Here is a 20,545-nt window from a genome sequence, read left to right as displayed (position 1 = left end):
TAGGATTGGCCGATCAGGAATGTTGTTCGTGAAGAGCATAGATGGCAAAAGCCACTGCAAGGAAGAATATTCACGAATAGAAGACATTGAAATTGCAGGAAATGTATTACTTAACACGATACTTAGGCTAGATGAGGAGTTGGAATAATGAATAAAATACTGTTACCTAAATACGTCTATTTTAATAGTAAATTTGAAGCAGGTTTTGGAATAGCTTTAAGGGATAACAAAATTATTGAGGTTGCTCCAGCAAATGTTTTGTTAGAAAAATATCCAAATTTTTCACAGCAAAAATATCCAGATAATGTTTTTGTTCCAGGTACAGTAAATACCCATAATCATTCATTTCAGAGCCTACTGAGGGGAATAGCGATTGATCAGCCATTTCTCAAGTGGCGTGACAACTCGCTTTATAAATATTCTCCCAATATGAGATTGGACGATATCTACAATGGGGCGTTGTTTGCTTACGCGGAAATGATGAAATGCGGTGTAACGTCCGTGTGCGATTTTTTCTACCTGCACAACTATGGCACTGAGTCCGATGAGGCAGTTATTCAAGCGGCTAAAGATGTTGGAATTCGCTTAGTATTAGCACGAACAATGTACGATTGGGAAGGAGCTCCATCTGGCTACTTGGAATCAGTAGATGAAGCAGTTGCCAATACACGTCAACTTGCGCTTAAATACCAGAATGATTCGATGGTAACTGTTATTCCAGCACCACACAGTTTACACGGTGCAAGTCCTGAAATGATTCAGGCGGGGCACAAGCTAGCTAATGAACTAGGCACGAAGTTTCATATGCACGTTGCGGAAGAAACTTTTGAGGTAGATGCTACTATTCAAAAACATGACAAGCGAACAGTTGAATTTTTGAATGAATTAGGTGTAGTAGATCAAAGCTTAGTAATCGTACATGGGGTTTGGTTAGAGGAGAATGAAGTCAAACTACTAGGGAACAGGCATGCTTCACTTAATTATTGTCCATCCAGCAATATGTTCTTGGCAGATGGTGTAACTAATATTCCTAGAATGGTTAACAACAATATCAATATTTCATTAGGTAGTGACGGCGCGTGCGGCAATAATCGTATCAGTGTATTTGAAGAAATGCGGATGACAGCTTTGTTGCAAAAAGCAGTGACAAGAGATGCACTATGTGTAAAATGCAAACAAGCATTTGACATGGGAACAAAAAATGGCGGACAACAACTTGATTTAGATGTTGGAGAGATAAAAGAAGGTCAATTAGCAGATTTTGTCGGAATAGATCTAAATAATTTTTCAATGAATCCATTAAGTGATGATTTGGAACAAATGCTGCCGAACATTGTCTATTCATTACAACCAGATGCAATTTCAACGGTTATCGTTAATGGGGAAGAAACTGTAAAAAATGGGAATTTAGTCAAAGTATCTGAGAAAGCAGTTTTACGTAAAGTCAATGATACGATGAAGTATTTTGCAACATTGGATTAACTTGAAAGGTGGTAATTTAACATGTCAAATATCAAAGAACAAAATAAGAAAATAGCTGATTTACTCAATAAAGTTGAAGGTAATGAACCCCAAGTTGAGTTGACACTGATTGAAGATGACCAACTTCCAGAATATCCTGAATTTGTTGAAGGGATCAGAAGAGCTCCTTCACGGGGATTTAGATTAACAGAGGCACAAACCAAAATCGCACTTAGGAATGCATTAAGATATATTCCTGTTAAATTTCATGAACAATTAATTCCAGAGTTTCTGAATGAGCTTTATACCAAGGGGAGAATTTATGGGTATAGATTCAGACCGGAAGGAAGAATCTATGGTCATTCGATAGATGAATATCAGGGCAATTGTATTGAAGGAAAAGCATTTCAAGTAATGATTGAAAATAATCTCGATTTTGAAGTGGGATTATATCCGTATGAACTTGTCACTTATGGTGAGACTGGCAGTGTTTGTCAAAACTGGATGCAGTACCGATTGATAAAGAAATATTTGGAAAGATTAACTAGCGAACAAACACTAGTTATAGAATCAGGACATCCGGTAGGGTTGTTCCCATCTGATGAAACTGCACCACGTGTCATTATTACCAATGCTTTGATGATTGGTGAATTCGACAATCAAAATGATTGGGAAATCGCTGAAGAAATGGGCGTAGCCAATTATGGCCAAATGACAGCAGGCGGCTGGATGTATATAGGGCCGCAAGGAATTGTCCATGGAACTTATAATACGTTATTAAATGCAGGACGCCAGAAACTAAACATACCTTTAGACAAAGACCTTGCTGGAAAATTATTTATAAGTTCTGGCTTGGGCGGCATGAGCGGTGCACAGCCTAAAGCTTCTAAAATAGCAGGCTCAGTGTCAATTATCGCTGAAGTTGATCCATCGAGAATCAAAACACGCTACGATCAAGGATGGATTGATATTTTCTTGGATAATTTGAGTGATGTTTTTGAAAAAGCGAAGGAAGCTCAAGCAAAAAAAGAAGCATTATCGATTGCATATCAAGGGAACGTTGTTGATCTCCTAGAATATGCAGTTAATAATGATATAAAAGTTGATTTGTTATCTGATCAAACATCTTGTCATGCTGTTTATGAGGGTGGATATTGTCCGCAAGGCATTACTTTCGAAGAACGGACAAATTTGTTAGAAACTGACCGTTCTAAGTTCAACAAATTAGTTGATCTAACATTAAAAAAACATTTTGAACTAGTTAAGGAACTTCATGCGAAGGGCACATATTTCTTTGATTACGGAAATTCTTTCCTAAAGGCAGTGTATGACGCGGGGGTTAAAGACGTTTCAAAAAATGGGATAGACGATAAGGATGGTTTTATTTTTCCATCTTATGTTGAAGATATCATGGGGCCTAACTTATTCGATTATGGATATGGACCATTCCGCTGGGTATGTTTATCGGGTAAAAAAGAAGATCTGCAAAAAACTGATGAAGCGGCTATGGATTCGATTGATAAGGATAGACGCTATCAAGATATGGATAACTATAAGTGGATTAGAGATGCTGAAAAAAATGAACTTGTGGTAGGAACGCAAGCAAGAATTCTTTATCAAGATGCAATTGGACGAGTTCAAATTGCTCTCAAATTTAATGAACTTGTTCGCGATGGAAAAGTTGGACCTGTAATGATCGGGCGCGATCATCATGATGTCAGCGGGACAGATTCACCGTTTAGAGAAACATCTAATATTTACGATGGAAGTAATGTGATGGCAGATATGGCGGTTCAGTGTTTCGCAGGAAATGCGGCACGCGGGATGAGTTTAGTTGCTCTGCATAATGGCGGTGGAGTTGGGATCGGTCGTTCAATCAATGGCGGTTTCGGCTTAGTACTGGATGGAAGCAAGAGAGTTGATGAAATTATCAAGAAAGCTATCCTTTGGGATGTAATGGGTGGTGTAGCTCGAAGAAACTGGGCTCGAAACGAGAATGCGATGAAGACGACTTCAGAATTCAACCAAAAGCATCAACAAGATGCACATATAACTGAACCGTATTTAGTTGATGATCAATTAATCAATACGGCAATCAATCACAATTTTCCAAAGGAGCAATAGTAGATGACAAATTTATTAATAGTGCATGCAGACCAGATTGCAACACCTACTGGTCAGGACATGAAACGCGGTTCTGAAATGAATGAAATTAGTATAATTAATGATGGCGCAATCTATGTAGAAGATGAACTGATTGTGAGTGTCGGGAAAACTGACGAAGTTCTAGCAGAATTGAGAAGAAAAAACATTACGAAGTTTGACCAAGTAATAGATTCCACAGGTTCTGCAGTTATTCCCGGCCTTATAGATTCGCATACTCATTTTTTGTACGCGGGTTATCGTTTGAACGAGTTTTATGAGAGAGTTTCTGGTTCTTCATATATGCAGATTATGCAAAATGGCGGCGGAATTCAGGCAACGGTTGATGCAACTAGGGAAGTAACCTATGAAAAATTAAAGCAATTAGGATTGCAAAGGCTTAATGAAATGATTGAACAAGGTGTGACAACTGTTGAAGGTAAGAGTGGGTATGGGCTTGATCAAGAAACAGAGATCAGACAGCTTCGTGTTCTACAGGAATTAAATTTGGCACAGCCATTAGATATTGCTGTTACTTACTTGGGAGCTCATGCTGTTCCACCTGAATTTCAACATAATAGTGAAGAGTATCTTAACTTGATGATTGATGAGATATTACCACAAATAAATGAAGAAAAACTTGCAGAGTTTGTGGACGTCTTTTGCGATGAAGGTGTGTTTGACTATGAGCAATCACAAAAGCTGCTTGAAGCTGCTAAAAAGCTAGGGTTTAAGGTCAAGATGCATGCGGATGAAATCGCTAATTTGAATGGAGCCGGACTGGCTGCAAACATCGAAGCTACTTCAGCGGATCATTTAATTAAAATTTCGTCTGAAGAAATAGCAAAATTAAGTGAAAAAAAGAAAACTGTCGCAACACTTTTGCCATGTACTGCTTTTTGTCTGCAAGAAAACTTTGCACCAGCTCGGGAATTAATTGACAATGGCTGTGCAGTGGCATTGGCCTCAGATTATAATCCTGGAAGTTCTTTTACATGTTCTATTCCATTAATAATTGCATTAGCTAGTTTCAAAATGAAAATGACTATGGGTGAAGTTCTCACTGCACTTACACTGAATGGAGCCGCAGCGGTAAATGCTGCAGACAAAAAAGGCAGCATTGAAGCAGGCAAGGTTGCGGATTTAGTGCTTTTAAAATATCCGGACTATCGTTATTTGATGTATAACACAGGCAGTAATATTGTAAAGAAAGTTATTAAAAGCGGCAAATCAGTGTTTGAAAAATAAGACTGTTTTTGAGTGAAGAAAATTATGGATTATAACATTCTTAGAGAAATTGCAGGTGGACACGATGTTGCTTAAAAGAGCCGAAAATTGTCAAACAACACAGTGGTCAGGTGGAAAAACGACTGAGCTTTATATATTCCCAGAAAAAAGTTCTTATCTTGAGAAAAATTTTGATTTTAGATTTTCTTTTGCGACAGTTGATGTAAAATTAAGTAAGTTTACTTCGTTACCTGGATACAAAAGAATATTGATGCCACTTTCAAATTCGATTGAACTGAATAATGGTAAGCAAGACACCACAATTCAAGTTGGAAATGCGTATGAATTTGATGGAGGTACCCCAATAGAGTCGAAGGGAATCTCAACAGATGTTAATGTAATGCTTAACCATGAATTCAACGGACAAATTAGTTTAATTGAGGAAGAAAATAAGGTTGTTAAAACTTCAATGGATTATATTGGAGTATTTAATCTGGGATCAGAAATTGAGTTAGAATTAAAAAACGAGAAGTTAGTTTTGTTCCCAAAAGATTGTGTTATTATTGATAATGCTAACGGCGAGAACTTGAATGTTAATTTAAATGTAGTCGGCGATGTGAAGCGGATAATTTTATTTGAAGTGAAAAAAGGTGATGAAGCTGTCTGACACAAAAATTAAGGAAATTAAAAATAAAGAGGAATTATTAGATCGGCTCATGGTGGTTGGGAAGACATCAGCTGTTAATAAAAAAATAGCGATGTATATCGAGAAAAACTATAATTCGATCGTATTTATGACGGCAGATAAAATTAGTCAAGAAATAGGAGTTAGTCAAGGGAGTATTTCGCGTTTTTGTACAAAAATGAAATACCGAGGGTATAATGACTTTTTACGTTATTTGCAAAAAATCATCAGTTCTGAGATGACAACAAGCAAGAGATACTCAATTCTTGATAAGGCAGATGATAACGATAAGAATTTAAATATACTTAATCAAGAGATTAACAACTTGCAAGAGCTTCAAGAATTGGCCCAAACCGAGGAATATGCGCAGGCAGTCGAACTATTAGCTAGTAAAAAGAGAGTTTTCTTGATGTCAAATCGGATGTCGGCCACAATTTTACCGTATATGAATTATATTCTTAGCAAATTGAGACCAGGTGTTTCTGAGTTAAAGTATGGTTCACCAGAATGGGAAAACATTGATTTGGAACCCGCTGAGGAAGTTGTAGTATTTACAACGATTTTTCCGAGGTATTCGCGGACATTATTGGAAAAAACAAAAAGATTAAAAAAACGAGGGTTTAAGATCGTAGCTTTGACTGATAGCCGGCTATCACCGATTATCCAACATTCGGATGTATCTTTAATTACTCCAATCACAATTTCCTCGGTTTTTGATGTTTACAGTACGCCGTTATTGTTGATTAATTTGTTAATGAGGGATGTTTCAAAGAAGATTCCTAATATCAACAAGAGACTTGATGAAATAGAGAAGTTGAATAAAAATAATAATTCTTTTTTATAAAACAAAGGATCATTTTTGTGTAGGTGACAGTAGTTACGTAGAAAAAATTGTTTTTGAATCATAATCCAGACAATGCAAAGCTAAATAAGAAACTAGGTCAAAATTGGATATCTTCAAAGTTAAAGTGAAACCACTTTAACTTTGGAGGTATTTTTTATGGGTAAAATTTCAAAGAAAACGGAACTTAAGGTCTCCATAGAAGATTTTGATGGTCGTTGTTTCATCAAAATGGTTATTCGAAGATATAGGTTTCTCACTATTTTTTTCGAGGATTGTTCTTTAAAATTGAAACTCCGTTTACTCAAAGCTGATCTGAGGTTATTTTTGCACGCAGTTCTTGCTGCAGCATACCCATTAACTCTGTTTGTTGCTGAACCCAATCGGGATTGGCTGCATTGTTTAATGCGAAACGGATAGAAGTAAGTGACAGTTCACTGTAAAAATGCGCCAAAAAGTCAATCGAGAATTGGCTGTTTAAATCTTGCCGCAGCAAGTAGTCTTTGCAGACTTCAAATGTGATTTGCCTGAGCCTGAATTCTAAAGTAATTGGTGTCTCATGCAGATCAAGCAAAGCATTGAGTGCATCAGGATTTTTTGACAAATTCAAAAAGATATTTGTCAGTGATTCTAAAATTGTTTCAGTATTAAATTCAGAAAATTTTTGCTTGATTTCGAAAGCAAAGTCTTCGCTAAGTGATTGAATGATTTGATCTAATAAATCGTATTTATCTTTAAAATGATCGTAGAAAGTCGATTTGGCAATCTCAGCTTCTGTATAAATCTTTGCAACCGTTATTTTTTTAAAGGGAATTTTACCAAGTAAATTTAGAAAAGTTTGAATAATAGTCCGCCGTGTTTTTTTTACTCGAATATCGGTAGTCATATGCTTAACCTCCATCTGTTTTTCCTACTATATCACATGAAAATGTTTGATAACCTACTTTTTCGTTAATTTTGCGTGTTGTTTTAAATGTTAATCAGCTTTATCATGACGTTGAAATTCAAAAATATATAATTTTCAATAAATTGAGTAAAGGGAGTATTGCTATGCAAACTTTAGAAAAAGAATTAAAAGAGCGACTAACGATCTTGCAAGATAATTTGAAACAGGCTGAATTAGATGCGTATGTCATTACCAACCAAGAAGACATTTGGTACTTTACAAATATCAATTATAAACCCGAACAGCGTCCGTTCATATTTGTGGTTTATCCTGATAAGAAACCACTGTTTATTGTTCCACAATTAGAGGCAGATCATTTCACTGTTTCATATTTTGATTATGATATGGACAATTACTTTGATGTTACTTCAAAGTCCGGTCAGAACTGGTATGATGTGTTAACAAGATACCTCGCTTCTTCAGCAAAAGTGGGGATCGAAAGCAATGGTGAATTGCTAATAACTAAATTTACACCTGAGATCAATTGGGAGACTGGTTTCTTCATTCAAAATCAACGAATGATCAAGAGCGACTATGAATTAGAAAAACTGCAATATGTTTCAAATATTTGCAGCAATGTAGTACAGCAAACATTGGAAATATCGCATGTAGGCACAAAAGTAATGGATACTTATGCCATTGCAATGAAAGTCGGTGCGGAAGAATTAGCTAAGCATTTTAGTTTGGAAAACCGCACAATTAATGCAGTCTGGCCAGCAAAATACAGCTTTATGCCACATAGCATTCCAGATGTTAATTCTACACTTGGTGCAGGACCGAATATCGATATTGCACTTTTCAATCTTCAAGGATACGCAGCTGAATGCGAACGAACTTTTTTTGTTGAAAACCCAACAGATGAAGAAAAAAAACACTTTGAACAAATGATGACGGCAAGAAAGCTCTTCTTAGAAAACTTAAAACCTGGTAATAGAGCAAGTGATATTGAAAGAATAGTAGATGGCTACTTTGAAAAAGAAGGTCTTTCTAACCGCATCTTGCATCGCCCAGGTCATGGGATTGGTTTGAATAATCATGAATGGCCAACATTGTCATTTGGCAATGACGATTTGTTGCAAGAAAACATGGTGATATCCGTAGAGCCAGCTATATACTTCGAAAATCAAGGTGGTTATCGTCATTCTGATACGGCATTAATCACTAAGGATGGTTATCAACTGATGACACAGGCTCCAACTAAGCTTGAAGATCTAATTTTGAAATAATTGATTGGAAAACGGCCGTAAGAAAGAAAACTTATAGTCGTTTTACTTTCTTTACGAAAGGGAAACGTAAAAGTGGATAAACATATTCTTTCTAATGTCCGCAAACTGCTGGTTGCTGTAGTTTACGGTTTATTATCAGCGATAGGGATAAATTTATTTTTAAACTCCGCCCATGCATACTCTATTGGCGTGCCAGGTATTGCACAGCTATTGAATAGTCTGTTGAAATTTATCCAAATCAACTTGAGTATCAGTAATCTGGTTATTATACTCAATGTCCCATTAGTAATCTTGTCGCTGCTCCTATTTGGCTGGAATTACACTTTATTTTCTTTGACAGCTGTTGTCTCTAACGTTATCTTTTTAGGGATTATTCCAGAAATGTCGATACTACAGGAACGTTTGACCAACACCATTGTAGGGAGTGTTATCATCGGTATTGGTATTGGATTGTGTTTCCGCAATAGTTTTTCTACTGGGGGAACCGATGTTATTGTCAGCTTTATTCAGCAAAAGTATCATAAAGATATTGGGTTCGTAAATACAGTGATGAACGGTATAATTTTGGGAGTAACAGCGATTTTCTTCGGTATTCCGGGAACTGTTTACAGCCTAATTAGTATGATTGCAACCAGTTATGTGATGGATAAAATTTATATCCAGCAAAAAAATGTAACACTGGTTGTTTTCACTAAGCGCCTTTCAATTTTAGCAAAAAAATTACGTAATTATAGTCACGGAGCAACACTGTTTCCAGGCAAGGGAATTTATGCCGAACAAGAAACAGATATGCTCCTAATGTTGATTCAAAAAAATGAGATTTCGTTCCTGAAAAAAATGATCCTTGAAGGCGATCCGGATGCTTTTATCAGTGTCCAAACTACCGATTTTGTCAGTGGAAATTACATTCGAAGATTTTAACATAGATAACAGCTGAGTTAGATCAGTTAAGTTAGGCCCAAAATGTCCGTTTTTATTGAACAAAAAAAGTTTGACTTCTGAAACACATTAATGCGGAAAACTTAATTTTTAGGATATATATCTTAGTAGTTTTGATAAGATCGAAAGCTAGAAAACGATATTATCTTTTCTGCCATAACCTAGATACAACTGAGAAAGTTCAGTAAAGAAGGGAAGGGTCTTGGCAGAAAGGGAGGCATTAAAAGATAGTAAGGATAACTGGTTTTTGAGACGTGCTGCCACTGCTTGGTCGTACTTGCCCTCGTCTAAACTATGTCTAGCTTCTATAAATAATTTGCGCTCAGCATCTGTCAGATTGGTATCTGAGATTAATTCATCCATTTTTTCCCAGATTAATGCTTGTTTTCTCATAAAAAATCACTCCAAAGTTTATTTATTGCTGTAAGTATAACAGATTTCTTTTAAGCCGAAGCATCATTTGGGAGAGACTGTAACAAATAGGCCTTTAACACAGTCACTACTTAATATGAAAGAGTTAATTAAAAAGAAACAAAATTCCGCAAAATAGTGGAATTTTGTTTCTTTTAGTTAGGTGTTTGTTTGAGTATAGCGATTAAGTAAATATCAAGAAGTAGAATGAAGGAATTTTTTTAGAAAAACATGAAATTGTTGGTGTTGCTGAGGCAATGTTTTTTGAACTGTTCGCCGGAATGTGAGGCAGATATTAATACCATTTAAGCACGCAATCAGGTTTAGAAAATGAGTTTTTAAATTATGGGGCAAATAACGATAGTTTATTTTTTGAAATAATTGTGCTAGAGATATGGAATTAAAAGTAAACTTGAATGTATTGTTTCACATGGAACTTTTTGGGCGCCTTGAATGCCAAACTAATTGGATATCCTTAGTATATAATACGGTTAAAATAATATGCTTATTTAACATTTTAAAAGATTATAGCAATTGGCTATAGTCTTTTTTTGTGTCTTCTTTTGATTGCATCATCGTATAAAGCTCGGTTTTTAGTGGAAAATATCCCTTGATTTGAATACTGAGCATCCAACTTACTTATCTACTGTGTTACACATATTTTTAGTGTAAACATATAATGTGTAATATATTGATATATAAACATTTGTTATGTATAATTCTAAAGTATATAAGTGAGAAAAGCCATCATAAAGGAGAGCTTTATTTGAAAAAAATAATAAAAGTTGTTTTCTTGTCTGTAATAACTTTATTTGTTCTTGAGATAACTTTAACAAGTCAGGTTCATGCAGACGCCACAAATAACAATGTTTTTATAAGCAAAGCGGGCGGAACCGCTGAAGAAGATTTTCCGGGACTTGAGGGAAATCCATTGGGGATTGCATCAGTTTTTCATATTTTTGCAATGCAAGCTAGTCTGTCGGCCCATACAGCTGGTAACTTAGCTGTAGAGAACCTTGACGGAAAGGTGAACTTTGGGACGAGTGTTAATGAAGGAACATTAGCCAAAGAGGTTTCATATATTCAGAATATAACTGGCATTCAAAACTCATCTTTTGTACAGAGCCAGGGCAGTAGAACAAACAAAATCATATTGGGTAAAAATATCAATGTCACTTACACGGACAATGGCAATTATTTAGCTTTTAATGGGATAAAAATGGATCATGTGAAGGAAAGCGAAGTTTATCAGGATCAAGGAAATGAAAAATATATTGATTTTGAAAAAGAATTTGAAAAATTGAATGTGAATTCAAATAATTTAGCACAAGTATCGACAACGTATACATTTAAAAATAGTGATTTTAGTGATGAGAACAATCGAGTGATAGATGTTTCTAAAATGAGTCCTAATGAAGATAACAAGATTATTATTAATTTGTCTTCGGACATTTTAGAGCGTGATCGTCCGTTAATAATTAACGGATTATCCAAAGAGGCTAACGCACCAACAATTGTTTTTAACGTTGATGGAGATGGATCAAATTATAATGTTGCATCTCAAATAAAGCTTAGATATAGTGACGGTACTGAACGACATAACAAGGAGACAGAGGATTTTTCTGATGCACATGTTCTCTGGAACTTTGAAAATACGAAGAATGGTCAAATTATTAATATCAATTCTCCATTACAAGGGAGCATTTTAGCGCCTAATGCGGAACTGAACGTGAATCAAAATGTGGATGGAAATCTTGTTGCTAAAATTGTTAATATAAAATCTGAATCGCATCGTTGGGATTTACAAAATACGACGACGTCGACAAACACAACAACAAGCACAACAGAAGAGCCTTCAACAGGTACGACAACAACAGGCACAACAGAAGAGCCGTCGACAAGTACGACAACGACAGGCACAACAGAAGAACCATCAACAAGTACAACAACGACAGGCACAACAGAAGAACCATCAACAAGTACAACAACGACAGGCACAACAGAAGAGCCGTCGACAAGTACAACAACGACAGGCACAACAGAAGAACCATCAACAAGTACGACGACAAGCACAACAGAAGAGCCGTCGACAAGTACGACAACGACAGGCACAACAGAAGAACCATCGACAAGTACGACAACAAGCACAACAGAAGAACCATCGACAAGTATGACAACGACAGGCACAACAGAAGAACCATCAACAAGTACGACGACAAGCACAACAGAAGAGCCTTCAAAAAGTACAATAACGACAGACACAACAGAAGAACCATCAACAAGTACAACAACGGCAGGCACAACAGAGAAACTGTTGACAAGTACGACAATAGACACGATAAACAATGGTTTTCAAAAGGTTACGTTGGTTTCTTCGAGTGACCAAACATCTTCAGATAAGAAAAGCAATAGTGCAGGAAATAAAAACAAATCACTGCCTCAAACTGGTGAAATGAGCAATAAGACAACTTCAATTGCGGGAATAGCTTTCCTTATAGGCGCAGTTATTAGTTTAGTGATTTTGAGAAAAAGTAATCGCACAAAAGACTAATATTTTTTGAGCAGTAATTTTATTTAAAAGCGCTACTCCATAGTTTGACATGGAGTAGCACTTTTTTTAAGCGGAGGTTCAACTATTCGATGGAAAAAACAAAGAAAATATCCAGATATATTTTAGCCTTTTTGCTGCCACTATGTTTAATAATGTTTGCTTATTATCTTAATGGAATATATTGGGGTAGTACTAAGAGCATTCTGGCTAGTGATGCTTTTACACAAACTGCTAATTTTTATGCCAGTTTTCATGATGTTCTTCATGGTAAAGAAAGTTGGCTATATACTTGGAATGCTGCACTTGGATTGAATTATCTGGGCTTGTATAGCTATTATCTAGGCGGACCGGTTACTTTTTTAGTGTATTTTTTTGACAAATATGATATTCCCAATGCTGTATATCTTATTACATTGGTAAAATTTGGCCTGTGCGGCTTAACGAGTTATTGGTACAGCAAACGAAGCTTTACCATTGCGGAATGGAAACATTATTTGTTGAGTGCTTGCTATGCGTTAATGTCTTTTGGAGTAGCATATGCTGAACAGCCCATGTGGTTAGATGCTATTTACATACTTCCGATAGTGATTGGAGGTATAGACACATTATTGGCAAAGAAAAAATACACTTTGCTCTTTCTAGCGTACTCGCTATTGTTTTTGACTAATTTTTACATGGCTTATATTGTTGGTGTTTTTTCACTGCTCTATTTTATTGCGCAGAGTTATAGTTTATCTAAAATGAATTGGCACAACTTCGGAAGGTACTTTGCAACGATTATTTGCTCAATAATGACGTCGGGCATTATTATCGTACCGACTGTTTTCAATATGTTTAGGACACATGAACCATTATCTAAGGTCACAGGGCTTTTGACTGATAATTCTGGATTATGGGATTTAGTAATAAAAAATATGGCTGGTGTTTATGATACAACAAAGTTTGGAACTGTTCCTTTTATTTATGTTGGATTATTTCCTTTACTGCTGGCGATTGCCTTTTTTCTTCATTCTAAAATAAAACGGCGATCAAAGTTAGTTTTTGGAACACTGCTTGTTATTGTTGGTGGAAGTTTCTATCTTCAGCCGCTTGATCTTTTTTGGCAGGGTGGGCATTCGCCTTCGATGTTTCTATATCGCTATAGCTTAGTGTGGTCATTCCTGATATTTTGGCTTGCGGGAAAGTCTTGGGAAGCGGGCCTGGAAAGAGATAAATTTACAAAGCTTGGTTTGTTTTATATTGTTTTGACGAGCGCAGCATATCTTGGAAGTTTTGGGCACTATCGTTATGCTGGAAATACTAATTTTATACTCACACTATTTTTAGTGACAGCCTATATTTTAATCGTTGCAGTTAGACCTTCACTGTTTAATATGCAAAGAAAATTTATTTTGTTTTTGTTAGTGATGGCAGAAATAGGGTTCAACAGCTATGCATTGATACATGGTACAGGTATAGAATGGCATTATCCTGCAACGAGTCTATATAATGGCACTATGACGGACATCAACAATATAGTAGGAAAATACAAGGGAAATGCAAAATGGTTGCGTATGGCCTCTTTAGATCCTATTTCACGAGATGATAGCCTGAATTACGGTTACAGTTCAGTTGATCTTTTTTCTTCAATGCGGAATCGTCCATTCCAGGAACAAATGAATTTGCTGGGATTTAAATCAGGCGGTAACAATTTGAACATTAGTTATGGAAACAATACGCTTTTGATGGACAGTTTATTGGGTGTTAGGCTGAATATTGCAAAAGGGGCTATCAGCAAGTACGGTTTCGTCGAACAACAACCTAGTGGAACCTATCGTGTTTACAAGAATAAATATCAAGTAGGATTAGGTGTAGTTTCACCCAATAATCTTACAAACATTAAGTTTCAACAGACTGATAATCTTGGAAATCAGACTAAGTTGATGAATATGGTAAGCGGTTCTGTTTCCAGCACGAAATATTTTGGCTCTGTGACACCTAAAATAGTAGATGTTCAAAATACTAAAGCGACAACTGATCAAAGCCATTTTTATTTAAATGCTCAGAATGAAAATTCACTTCAAACAATCACGTGGGAAGTTGATGTTCCAGCACATGCTCAAGCTTATCTAAGTATGTTTTTAATGCAGTCAAAGAGTGGGAATTCTACTATCAGTTTGGAAGTGCCAAATAAAAATATTGTTAGCAATTCTAATTTATCAATGGTTGGTCAATATTTAGATTTGGGAAAATACCAGAGCGGCGAAAGAATTCGATTTACGACTAAGATATTCGGCAGTTCCAGCATGGCTTTTGCAAGGCCAAATGTAATTTTGCTAGATACAAAAAAGTATGCTGCTGCTGCGAAAAGACTGAGTAAAAATTCAGCCTCTTTGGTTATAAACTCAAGCAAAATTACGGGTGAAGCAAGGGCGCGGCAAGCAAAAAGCTGGTTATATACATCTATTCCATATGATCCAGGATGGCGAGCAAAAGTGAATGGAAGAAGTGTGAAAATAAAGTCTATCAATAATACATTTTTAACGTTGCCATTAGCAAAAGGTAAAAATAAAATTAGCTTGCAGTTTTGGCCTGAAGGATTAGGATTAGGTGCTTTAATGAGCCTTTCTGGAATAGTCGGTTTTTGTACAATTACCTTTTTTGAACGTAAAAGTAGGAGAAAATAGCTATCACTTGAATAATTGGTTTGAGTTCGATTATTTTTTTGCTTTCTTTAACCAATAAAAGTATCAGTGAAATCGCTTATGAGGTAGGGTATGCTGCTACGACAACTTTAGTCAGAGCCTTTAAATTGGCAGAGAAAATTACTCCAAAGCTTTTTAGAGATAAAAATTTTTACAGAAAATAATTTATTATAAAAGGGGGAACGTGATGTGAATTTGACATACAGAACTCCGAAACAAAAAGAGGCAGATAATTTATGGCAATTAATGAATCAGTTGGATAATGAAACACAGTCTATGATGTATGAACCTGATGAGAGAGAAAAACTGAGCAGTAGGCTACAACCTCTGCAGGCGATTATAGCGAGAGCTAACAAAAAAATAGACTTCCTAGAAGTTGTCAGTGAAGATTGTAAATTAGTGGGTTACTTATCAGCTGAGAGGGGAAAGCCGCGCCGAATACAGCATTCAGCGTATATTGTTATCGGTATTCTGTTTGATTATCAAGGAAAAGGGATCGGGTCCAAACTATTTCATGATTTAGATAAATGGGCACGAGATAATGCGATTAAACGTTTAGAATTAACGGTTATGCAAGATAATGTTGCAGCCCAACATTTGTATACTAAGAATGGGTTTATCATTGAGGGAATACGAAAGTGCTCGATGTTTGTCAATGGTCGGTATATAAATGAATACTACATGGCTAAGATATTGTAAGATTAACCGCATGTGCTCGAGAAAAGTATTGTTTTTGATGACTGGCATCAATTTAGAAAATGTGTTTTCCAAACTATATAGATTATGTGAGCTAGTATCGAATCAAAATAATATTAAGAGCCTGAGTTTGCCGTAAATCAGCATGAAAATCTTAGTAAGATACATATTCAAAAAAACAAGTCTTCTAAGTGTATAAAATCAGTTGAAACCGTTACAATATGGTACAGTTGTTTTGAACAAAATCTGTGAGCAAGGGAGTGTTTGTTATTAAAATAAAGGCAATTGCAATCGATATTGATGATACATTGGTTAATTCAGAAAAAAAGTTGACTGCTCCTGTCAAGATGGCGATTAAAAAAGCCAAAGATGCAGGCATTAAAGTTGTGCTGTGTACGGGGCGCCCTCTATCAGGTGTGCTACAGTTGCTAAAGCAATTGCAGTTAGATGATCAGAAAGATCAGTATGTCGTTAGTTTTGGGGGATCTTTGATGCAGACTACAGATGGGACAGTAATTTCCTCTGATCCGCTTAGTTATGATAATTATGTTGATCTTGAATATTTAGCACGAAAAAAGGGTCTTCATTTTCATGCGATTAGTAAAGATAGAATATATACAGCTAATCGGGATATCGGAGAATATACAATTTATGAATCTAGCTTGGTGTCACTGAATGTTTCATACCGGACTCCTGCTGAAATGCATGATATTAAAATAGTCAAAGCAATGTTTATTGACCAGCCTGAAATTTTAGAGACAGCTTTGGAAGATTATACTGCTTTTGCAGAATTGGAAAATAGAGTCACGTTTACTAGAAGTACGCCCTTTTACTACGAAGCAAATGCAAAAGGTGTTAGCAAGGGAAGTGCTCTGAAAAAGCTTTGTGAAGAACTAAAGATTACTTCCGAGAATTTAATGGCAATTGGTGATGGGGGCAACGATTTAAGTATGATTAAATTCGCTGGAAATGGTGTTGCAATGAAGAATGCTATTCCAGAATTAAAAAAATCTGCACAAATAATTACAGCGGATAATAACCATGACGGTGTGGCACGTGCTATTGAAAAATATGCGCTGAAATAGTTACTTTACAATTAATACGAATAGCCATAGATATTTTATAATGGTAATAAGAAATTTATATTAGGCATACCTTGAGAGAAAGAATCTTGTTTTTACTTTGAGGTGTGCTTTTTTTATTGCCTAAAAAGTTGCTGCTAAGTGAAATCTGTAAATTCGCAATTAGAAGTGAGTTTATGAAAGATTAAGAGATATTATTTGACCTTATTTTGCTTTGTGCTATTATATGTCGTGTACGATATTTGTTGAAAAGGAATGACAATTACAGTTTTAAAGCCCCAATTGTAAATTGAATTTTATTCAATATGTATACGACTGATTATTATTTATATATTCAGATTACTGTGAAGTCATTTGATCTAGTGTAGCGGTACTTATAACCATTAAAAAGAAAAAGTGGAAGTTGTGTACCTGCTTTTTGTAAAAGGAAATGATTAGCTGATTGAATGGTTAGTTATGCAGTGATGATTAAGTAAATGACTAGCAAGAATTATTAGATATTTGAAAGGAAGAAAAAGTAATGAAAGCAATTGTAATTGATGAGTATGGTTCTGCGGATAAATTGCATGAGGCAGAACTTGAGGTTCCCAGAATTGAAGCAGATGAGGTGCTAGTAAAGATTGCGGCGACTAGTATCAACCCGATTGATTGGAAGGCACGTTTGGGGATGCTGAAACCTATGTTTGATTGGGCTTTTCCAATTGTGCTGGGTTGGGATCTTTCAGGTACCATTACCGAAGTCGGCAAAGATGTTAAATCTTTCAGAGTCGGAGATGAGGTTTTTGCACGGCCTGATATATATGAAGATGGCAAACGTGGAACCTATGCAGAATTTGCGGCCGTTAAGGAAGATAAATTAGCTTTGAAACCCGAAAATGTTTCTTTTGAGGAGGCTGCTGCGATTCCGCTTGCTGGCCTGACAGCTTGGCAGGTCATTGTAGATCGTTTACAGGTAAAAAAGGGAGAGAAGGTTCTAATTCAGGCTGGTGCCGGCGGTGTTGGTATTTTTGCGATTCAAATTGCTAAATATCTGGGTGCATATGTTGCAACCACAGCTAGCCCTAAGAACAATGAGCTTTTAAAAAAATTGGGAGCTGATGAGGTCATTGATTATCACACCCACTCGATTGTAGATGTTTTAAAGGACTATGATGCGGTTTTCGATACCGTTGATCAAATAGATGATGGATTAGAGATTTTAAAACCAACAGGACGTTTAGTTACAATTGCCGGGCAACCCACTGAAAAGCAAAAATCTGCTACACAGTCAGTTTCAACATGGTGGCTGCAACCCAATGGAAAAGAGTTGAGCCAATTAGGCGAACTGGTTGCTCAAGGCACAGTCAAAGTAATAATTGATAGTGTTTTCGAGCTAACTTCCAGCGGATTACAGGCGGCGCATAAGCGAAGCGAAAGTCACCATGCACAGGGAAAAATTATAATTAAGGCTTAAATATAAGGAGACTCATAATGATGGAAAAAAAGTATGATATTATTTTCATCGGAAGCGGACATGCTAACTGGCATGCTGCTGTAGCATTGCGTCAAGCAGGTAAAACAGTTGCCATCATAGAAGAAGATACCATTGCAGGGACATGTACGAATTACGGATGTAATGCAAAGATTCTGCTAGATGGACCAGCTGATGTGTTGCATCAAGTTAAAGCCTATAAAGGTGTTGGCATTAAAGGTAATGTAAAGATTGATTGGGCAGAACTTATGGCTTACAAACAGAAAACGATCACACCTATACATCATGAACTGGAAAAAATGTTCAATGCATTGGGGATTGATATCATTGATGGACACGGCGAATTTGTGAATAAACATGTGATGAAGGTTAATGAAAAGGAATATTATGCAGAGAATATTGTTATAGGAACCGGTCAAAGACCTGCAGTACTTAATATCCCAGGAAAAGAATATCTGAATACTAGCCGGGATTTTCTTGATTTACCTGCGTTACCGGAACACATTACATTTATTGGTGCAGGCATTGTCTCGCTGGAATTTGCAGCATTAGCACACCAAGCTGGCGCAAAGGTTGATGTGATCGAATTTGCAGATAGTGCACTGCGTGGTTTCTATGATAAATATACTGAACGAGTAGTTGAGTCGATGAAGGAACAAGGAATCAAGTTCTACTTCAACGAGGCAGTTAGTGAAGTAGCAAGGGTTTCGGGAGACTATGAAGTAACAACCAAGACAGGTTTGCGAATTGTAACGAATTATGTTGTTGATGCTACCGGGCGTATCCCGAATGTGGAAAAACTGGGTTTGGAAAACGCAGGAGTAGCGTATAATCGGCGTGGTATTGAAGTTAACGATCATTTGCAAACAACACAGGCGAACATCTTTGCTGCAGGAGACGTTATCGATAAGGCGATTCCACGTTTAACACCAACTGCAACTTTTGAGTCAAATTATATTGCGAAACTGTTGAGCGGTAAAACGAAAGCAGCAATTGTTTATCCGCCGGTTGCGTCTGTTGTTTTCACACTTCCGCGTATTGCTCAAGTTGGAGTAACTATACAGGATGCAAAGAAAGAACCGGGCAAGTATACGGTTAAAACAATCCCCCATGGTCAGCGTTTGTTATTCCAGACAAAAAATGAAGAACAGGCTGAAGTTACAGTGGCTTTTGACTCGGATAGGTATCTGGTTGGTGCAGCAGTTTATGGGGACGAGGCGCCAGAACTGATAAACTTTTTGACAATGATTATTGCACAGAAAATGACTGTGGCAGATTTGGAACAGGCTGTTTTTGCATTTCCAAGTCAAACGATCGGGATGTTAAACTTTTTAGAAGGATCTTTAAAAGCAGGCTAAAAACAGCTATGTCTGAATGAAAGCAGATAACAGTTCATTTTGGAGTATAAAGACAAATAATCATGTTTTAAAAGTAATGCTGAAATTTTGATTTTTAAAAATTTCAGTTTTTTTTGAATATTTTTTCAGTAGTTGTTATAGGAATGGAGACTTTAACTACGAGTTAATCATAGATAGCATTGAATTATGTTTGTGTTTTTTATTTAGTGTTCAAAGCTTTCTGCTGTTTTACGTTACCACACATTGTTGAAATAAAACTGCTATACGAAATTTTAACAAATTAACGACAAGTCTGTTTTTTAGGATATCGATTTTTTAGTTTTGTGAGGGATCATTTGCATCCCAATTATTGTCCAATGACAGTTATTCGAATGATTTAATCAAGAGAGCCATTTTGCAGGACAAGTGCAGGTAGAAATACTGATCAGCATTCGTTAGATTAATATTTAGAATTGATTCAATTTTATGCAGACGATAGTGAATTGTTTTTGGATGAACAAACAATACAGCAGCTGTTTTGCTGATTTGACCATTAGATGAAAAATAGGTAGCGAGAGTTTCGAACAATATTGGAGACTCTTCCTTTAGTTCTAGTAATGATGGAGATAATAAATGTTTATCAGCATGGGTTTCAAGAAGCATTAATAGAATACGATCAAGTTTTAGTTTTTGATAGTCGAGATAATAAAGATCCTGATGAAATAAATGCAAGATTTTTAGAGTATAGCAACTGTTTATATAAGCCTGTGGAAGATTGTCGATGGAAACATGCTCCTATGTCAATAAATGGCACATCTTTTTCTAAACACTCGTTCTAATTCTGTC

General features: G+C 36.2%; 16 protein-coding genes. 13 read left to right on the top strand and 3 right to left on the bottom strand.

Annotation, left to right across the window (positions count from 1 at the left end; translation table 11 throughout):
- Positions 1 to 147: 147 nt before the first annotated feature.
- The 5 genes from FD20_RS10410 to FD20_RS10390 all read left to right on the top strand — a co-directional run bounded on the left by FD20_RS10410 (position 148) and on the right by FD20_RS10390 (position 6,359).
- Positions 148 to 1,482: an amidohydrolase family protein gene (locus FD20_RS10410; RefSeq protein ID WP_057738375.1), complete on the top strand. Its 1,335-nt coding sequence runs from the start codon at positions 148 to 150 to the stop codon at positions 1,480 to 1,482.
- 21 nt (positions 1,483 to 1,503) lie between these two features.
- A complete protein-coding gene (locus tag FD20_RS10405; protein ID WP_057738373.1) occupies positions 1,504 to 3,585 on the top strand; it encodes a urocanate hydratase in 2,082 nt (693 codons plus the stop codon).
- Positions 3,586 to 3,588: 3 nt separating this feature from the next.
- Positions 3,589 to 4,851, top strand: coding sequence for an imidazolonepropionase (hutI, locus tag FD20_RS10400; RefSeq protein ID WP_057738371.1), 1,263 nt, complete (start codon positions 3,589 to 3,591; stop codon positions 4,849 to 4,851).
- A gap of 64 nt (positions 4,852 to 4,915) precedes the next feature.
- The gene (locus tag FD20_RS10395) at positions 4,916 to 5,497 is read left to right on the top strand and encodes a HutD family protein (protein WP_057738369.1); all 582 of its coding nucleotides are present in this window, start codon (positions 4,916 to 4,918) and stop codon (positions 5,495 to 5,497) included.
- Positions 5,484 to 6,359: a MurR/RpiR family transcriptional regulator gene (locus FD20_RS10390; protein WP_235807764.1), complete on the top strand. Its 876-nt coding sequence runs from the start codon at positions 5,484 to 5,486 to the stop codon at positions 6,357 to 6,359. The genes FD20_RS10395 and FD20_RS10390 overlap by 14 nt, the downstream gene beginning before the upstream one ends.
- 301 nt (positions 6,360 to 6,660) lie before the next feature.
- Here the strand turns inward: FD20_RS10390 and FD20_RS10385 are convergent, their stop codons facing one another.
- Positions 6,661 to 7,242 (bottom strand): TetR/AcrR family transcriptional regulator, encoded by a 582-nt coding sequence (locus FD20_RS10385; protein WP_057738365.1) that lies wholly within the window; start codon positions 7,240 to 7,242, stop codon positions 6,661 to 6,663.
- A 164-nt stretch (positions 7,243 to 7,406) separates the two neighbouring features.
- Here FD20_RS10385 and FD20_RS10380 point away from each other — a divergent pair, with 164 nt between their 5' ends.
- Positions 7,407 to 8,528, top strand: coding sequence for a M24 family metallopeptidase (locus FD20_RS10380; protein ID WP_057738363.1), 1,122 nt, complete (start codon positions 7,407 to 7,409; stop codon positions 8,526 to 8,528).
- Between the two features lie 72 nt (positions 8,529 to 8,600).
- Positions 8,601 to 9,449, top strand: coding sequence for a YitT family protein (locus FD20_RS10375; RefSeq protein WP_057738361.1), 849 nt, complete (start codon positions 8,601 to 8,603; stop codon positions 9,447 to 9,449).
- Between the two features lie 147 nt (positions 9,450 to 9,596).
- Here the strand turns inward: FD20_RS10375 and FD20_RS10370 are convergent, their stop codons facing one another.
- Positions 9,597 to 9,860: a bacteriocin immunity family protein gene (locus tag FD20_RS10370; protein WP_057738359.1), complete on the bottom strand. Its 264-nt coding sequence runs from the start codon at positions 9,858 to 9,860 to the stop codon at positions 9,597 to 9,599.
- Between the two features lie 784 nt (positions 9,861 to 10,644).
- Between FD20_RS10370 and FD20_RS10365 the strand changes: the two genes are divergently transcribed.
- The 6 genes from FD20_RS10365 to FD20_RS10340 all read left to right on the top strand — a co-directional run bounded on the left by FD20_RS10365 (position 10,645) and on the right by FD20_RS10340 (position 19,720).
- A complete protein-coding gene (locus FD20_RS10365; protein WP_057738357.1) occupies positions 10,645 to 12,429 on the top strand; it encodes a collagen-binding domain-containing protein in 1,785 nt (594 codons plus the stop codon).
- 89 nt (positions 12,430 to 12,518) lie between these two features.
- Positions 12,519 to 15,095 (top strand): YfhO family protein, encoded by a 2,577-nt coding sequence (locus FD20_RS10360; protein ID WP_057738355.1) that lies wholly within the window; start codon positions 12,519 to 12,521, stop codon positions 15,093 to 15,095.
- 207 nt (positions 15,096 to 15,302) lie between these two features.
- Positions 15,303 to 15,812: a GNAT family N-acetyltransferase gene (locus FD20_RS10355; protein WP_235807763.1), complete on the top strand. Its 510-nt coding sequence runs from the start codon at positions 15,303 to 15,305 to the stop codon at positions 15,810 to 15,812.
- 266 nt (positions 15,813 to 16,078) lie between these two features.
- Positions 16,079 to 16,894: a sugar-phosphatase gene (yidA, locus tag FD20_RS10350; protein WP_157060910.1), complete on the top strand. Its 816-nt coding sequence runs from the start codon at positions 16,079 to 16,081 to the stop codon at positions 16,892 to 16,894.
- A 517-nt stretch (positions 16,895 to 17,411) separates the two neighbouring features.
- Complete coding sequence (locus FD20_RS10345; protein ID WP_057738353.1) at positions 17,412 to 18,344, top strand: NADP-dependent oxidoreductase; 933 nt, start codon at positions 17,412 to 17,414, stop codon at positions 18,342 to 18,344.
- A 20-nt stretch (positions 18,345 to 18,364) separates the two neighbouring features.
- Positions 18,365 to 19,720 carry a dihydrolipoyl dehydrogenase family protein gene (locus tag FD20_RS10340; RefSeq protein WP_057738351.1) on the top strand — a complete coding sequence of 452 codons (1,356 nt, stop codon included), beginning with the start codon at positions 18,365 to 18,367 and terminating at the stop codon, positions 19,718 to 19,720.
- 363 nt (positions 19,721 to 20,083) lie between these two features.
- On the opposite strand, the gene FD20_RS13005 is transcribed toward FD20_RS10340, so the two are convergent.
- Complete coding sequence (locus FD20_RS13005; RefSeq protein ID WP_083489119.1) at positions 20,084 to 20,431, bottom strand: PucR family transcriptional regulator; 348 nt, start codon at positions 20,429 to 20,431, stop codon at positions 20,084 to 20,086.
- Positions 20,432 to 20,545 lie beyond the last annotated feature (114 nt).

Source organism: Liquorilactobacillus uvarum DSM 19971, from assembly GCF_001434935.1.
In the GTDB taxonomy this organism is placed as follows: Bacteria; Bacillota; Bacilli; order Lactobacillales; family Lactobacillaceae; genus Liquorilactobacillus; species Liquorilactobacillus uvarum.
The sequence above is the reverse complement of the archived record's forward strand: the minus strand, read 5'-3'. Positions and strand labels throughout refer to the sequence as shown.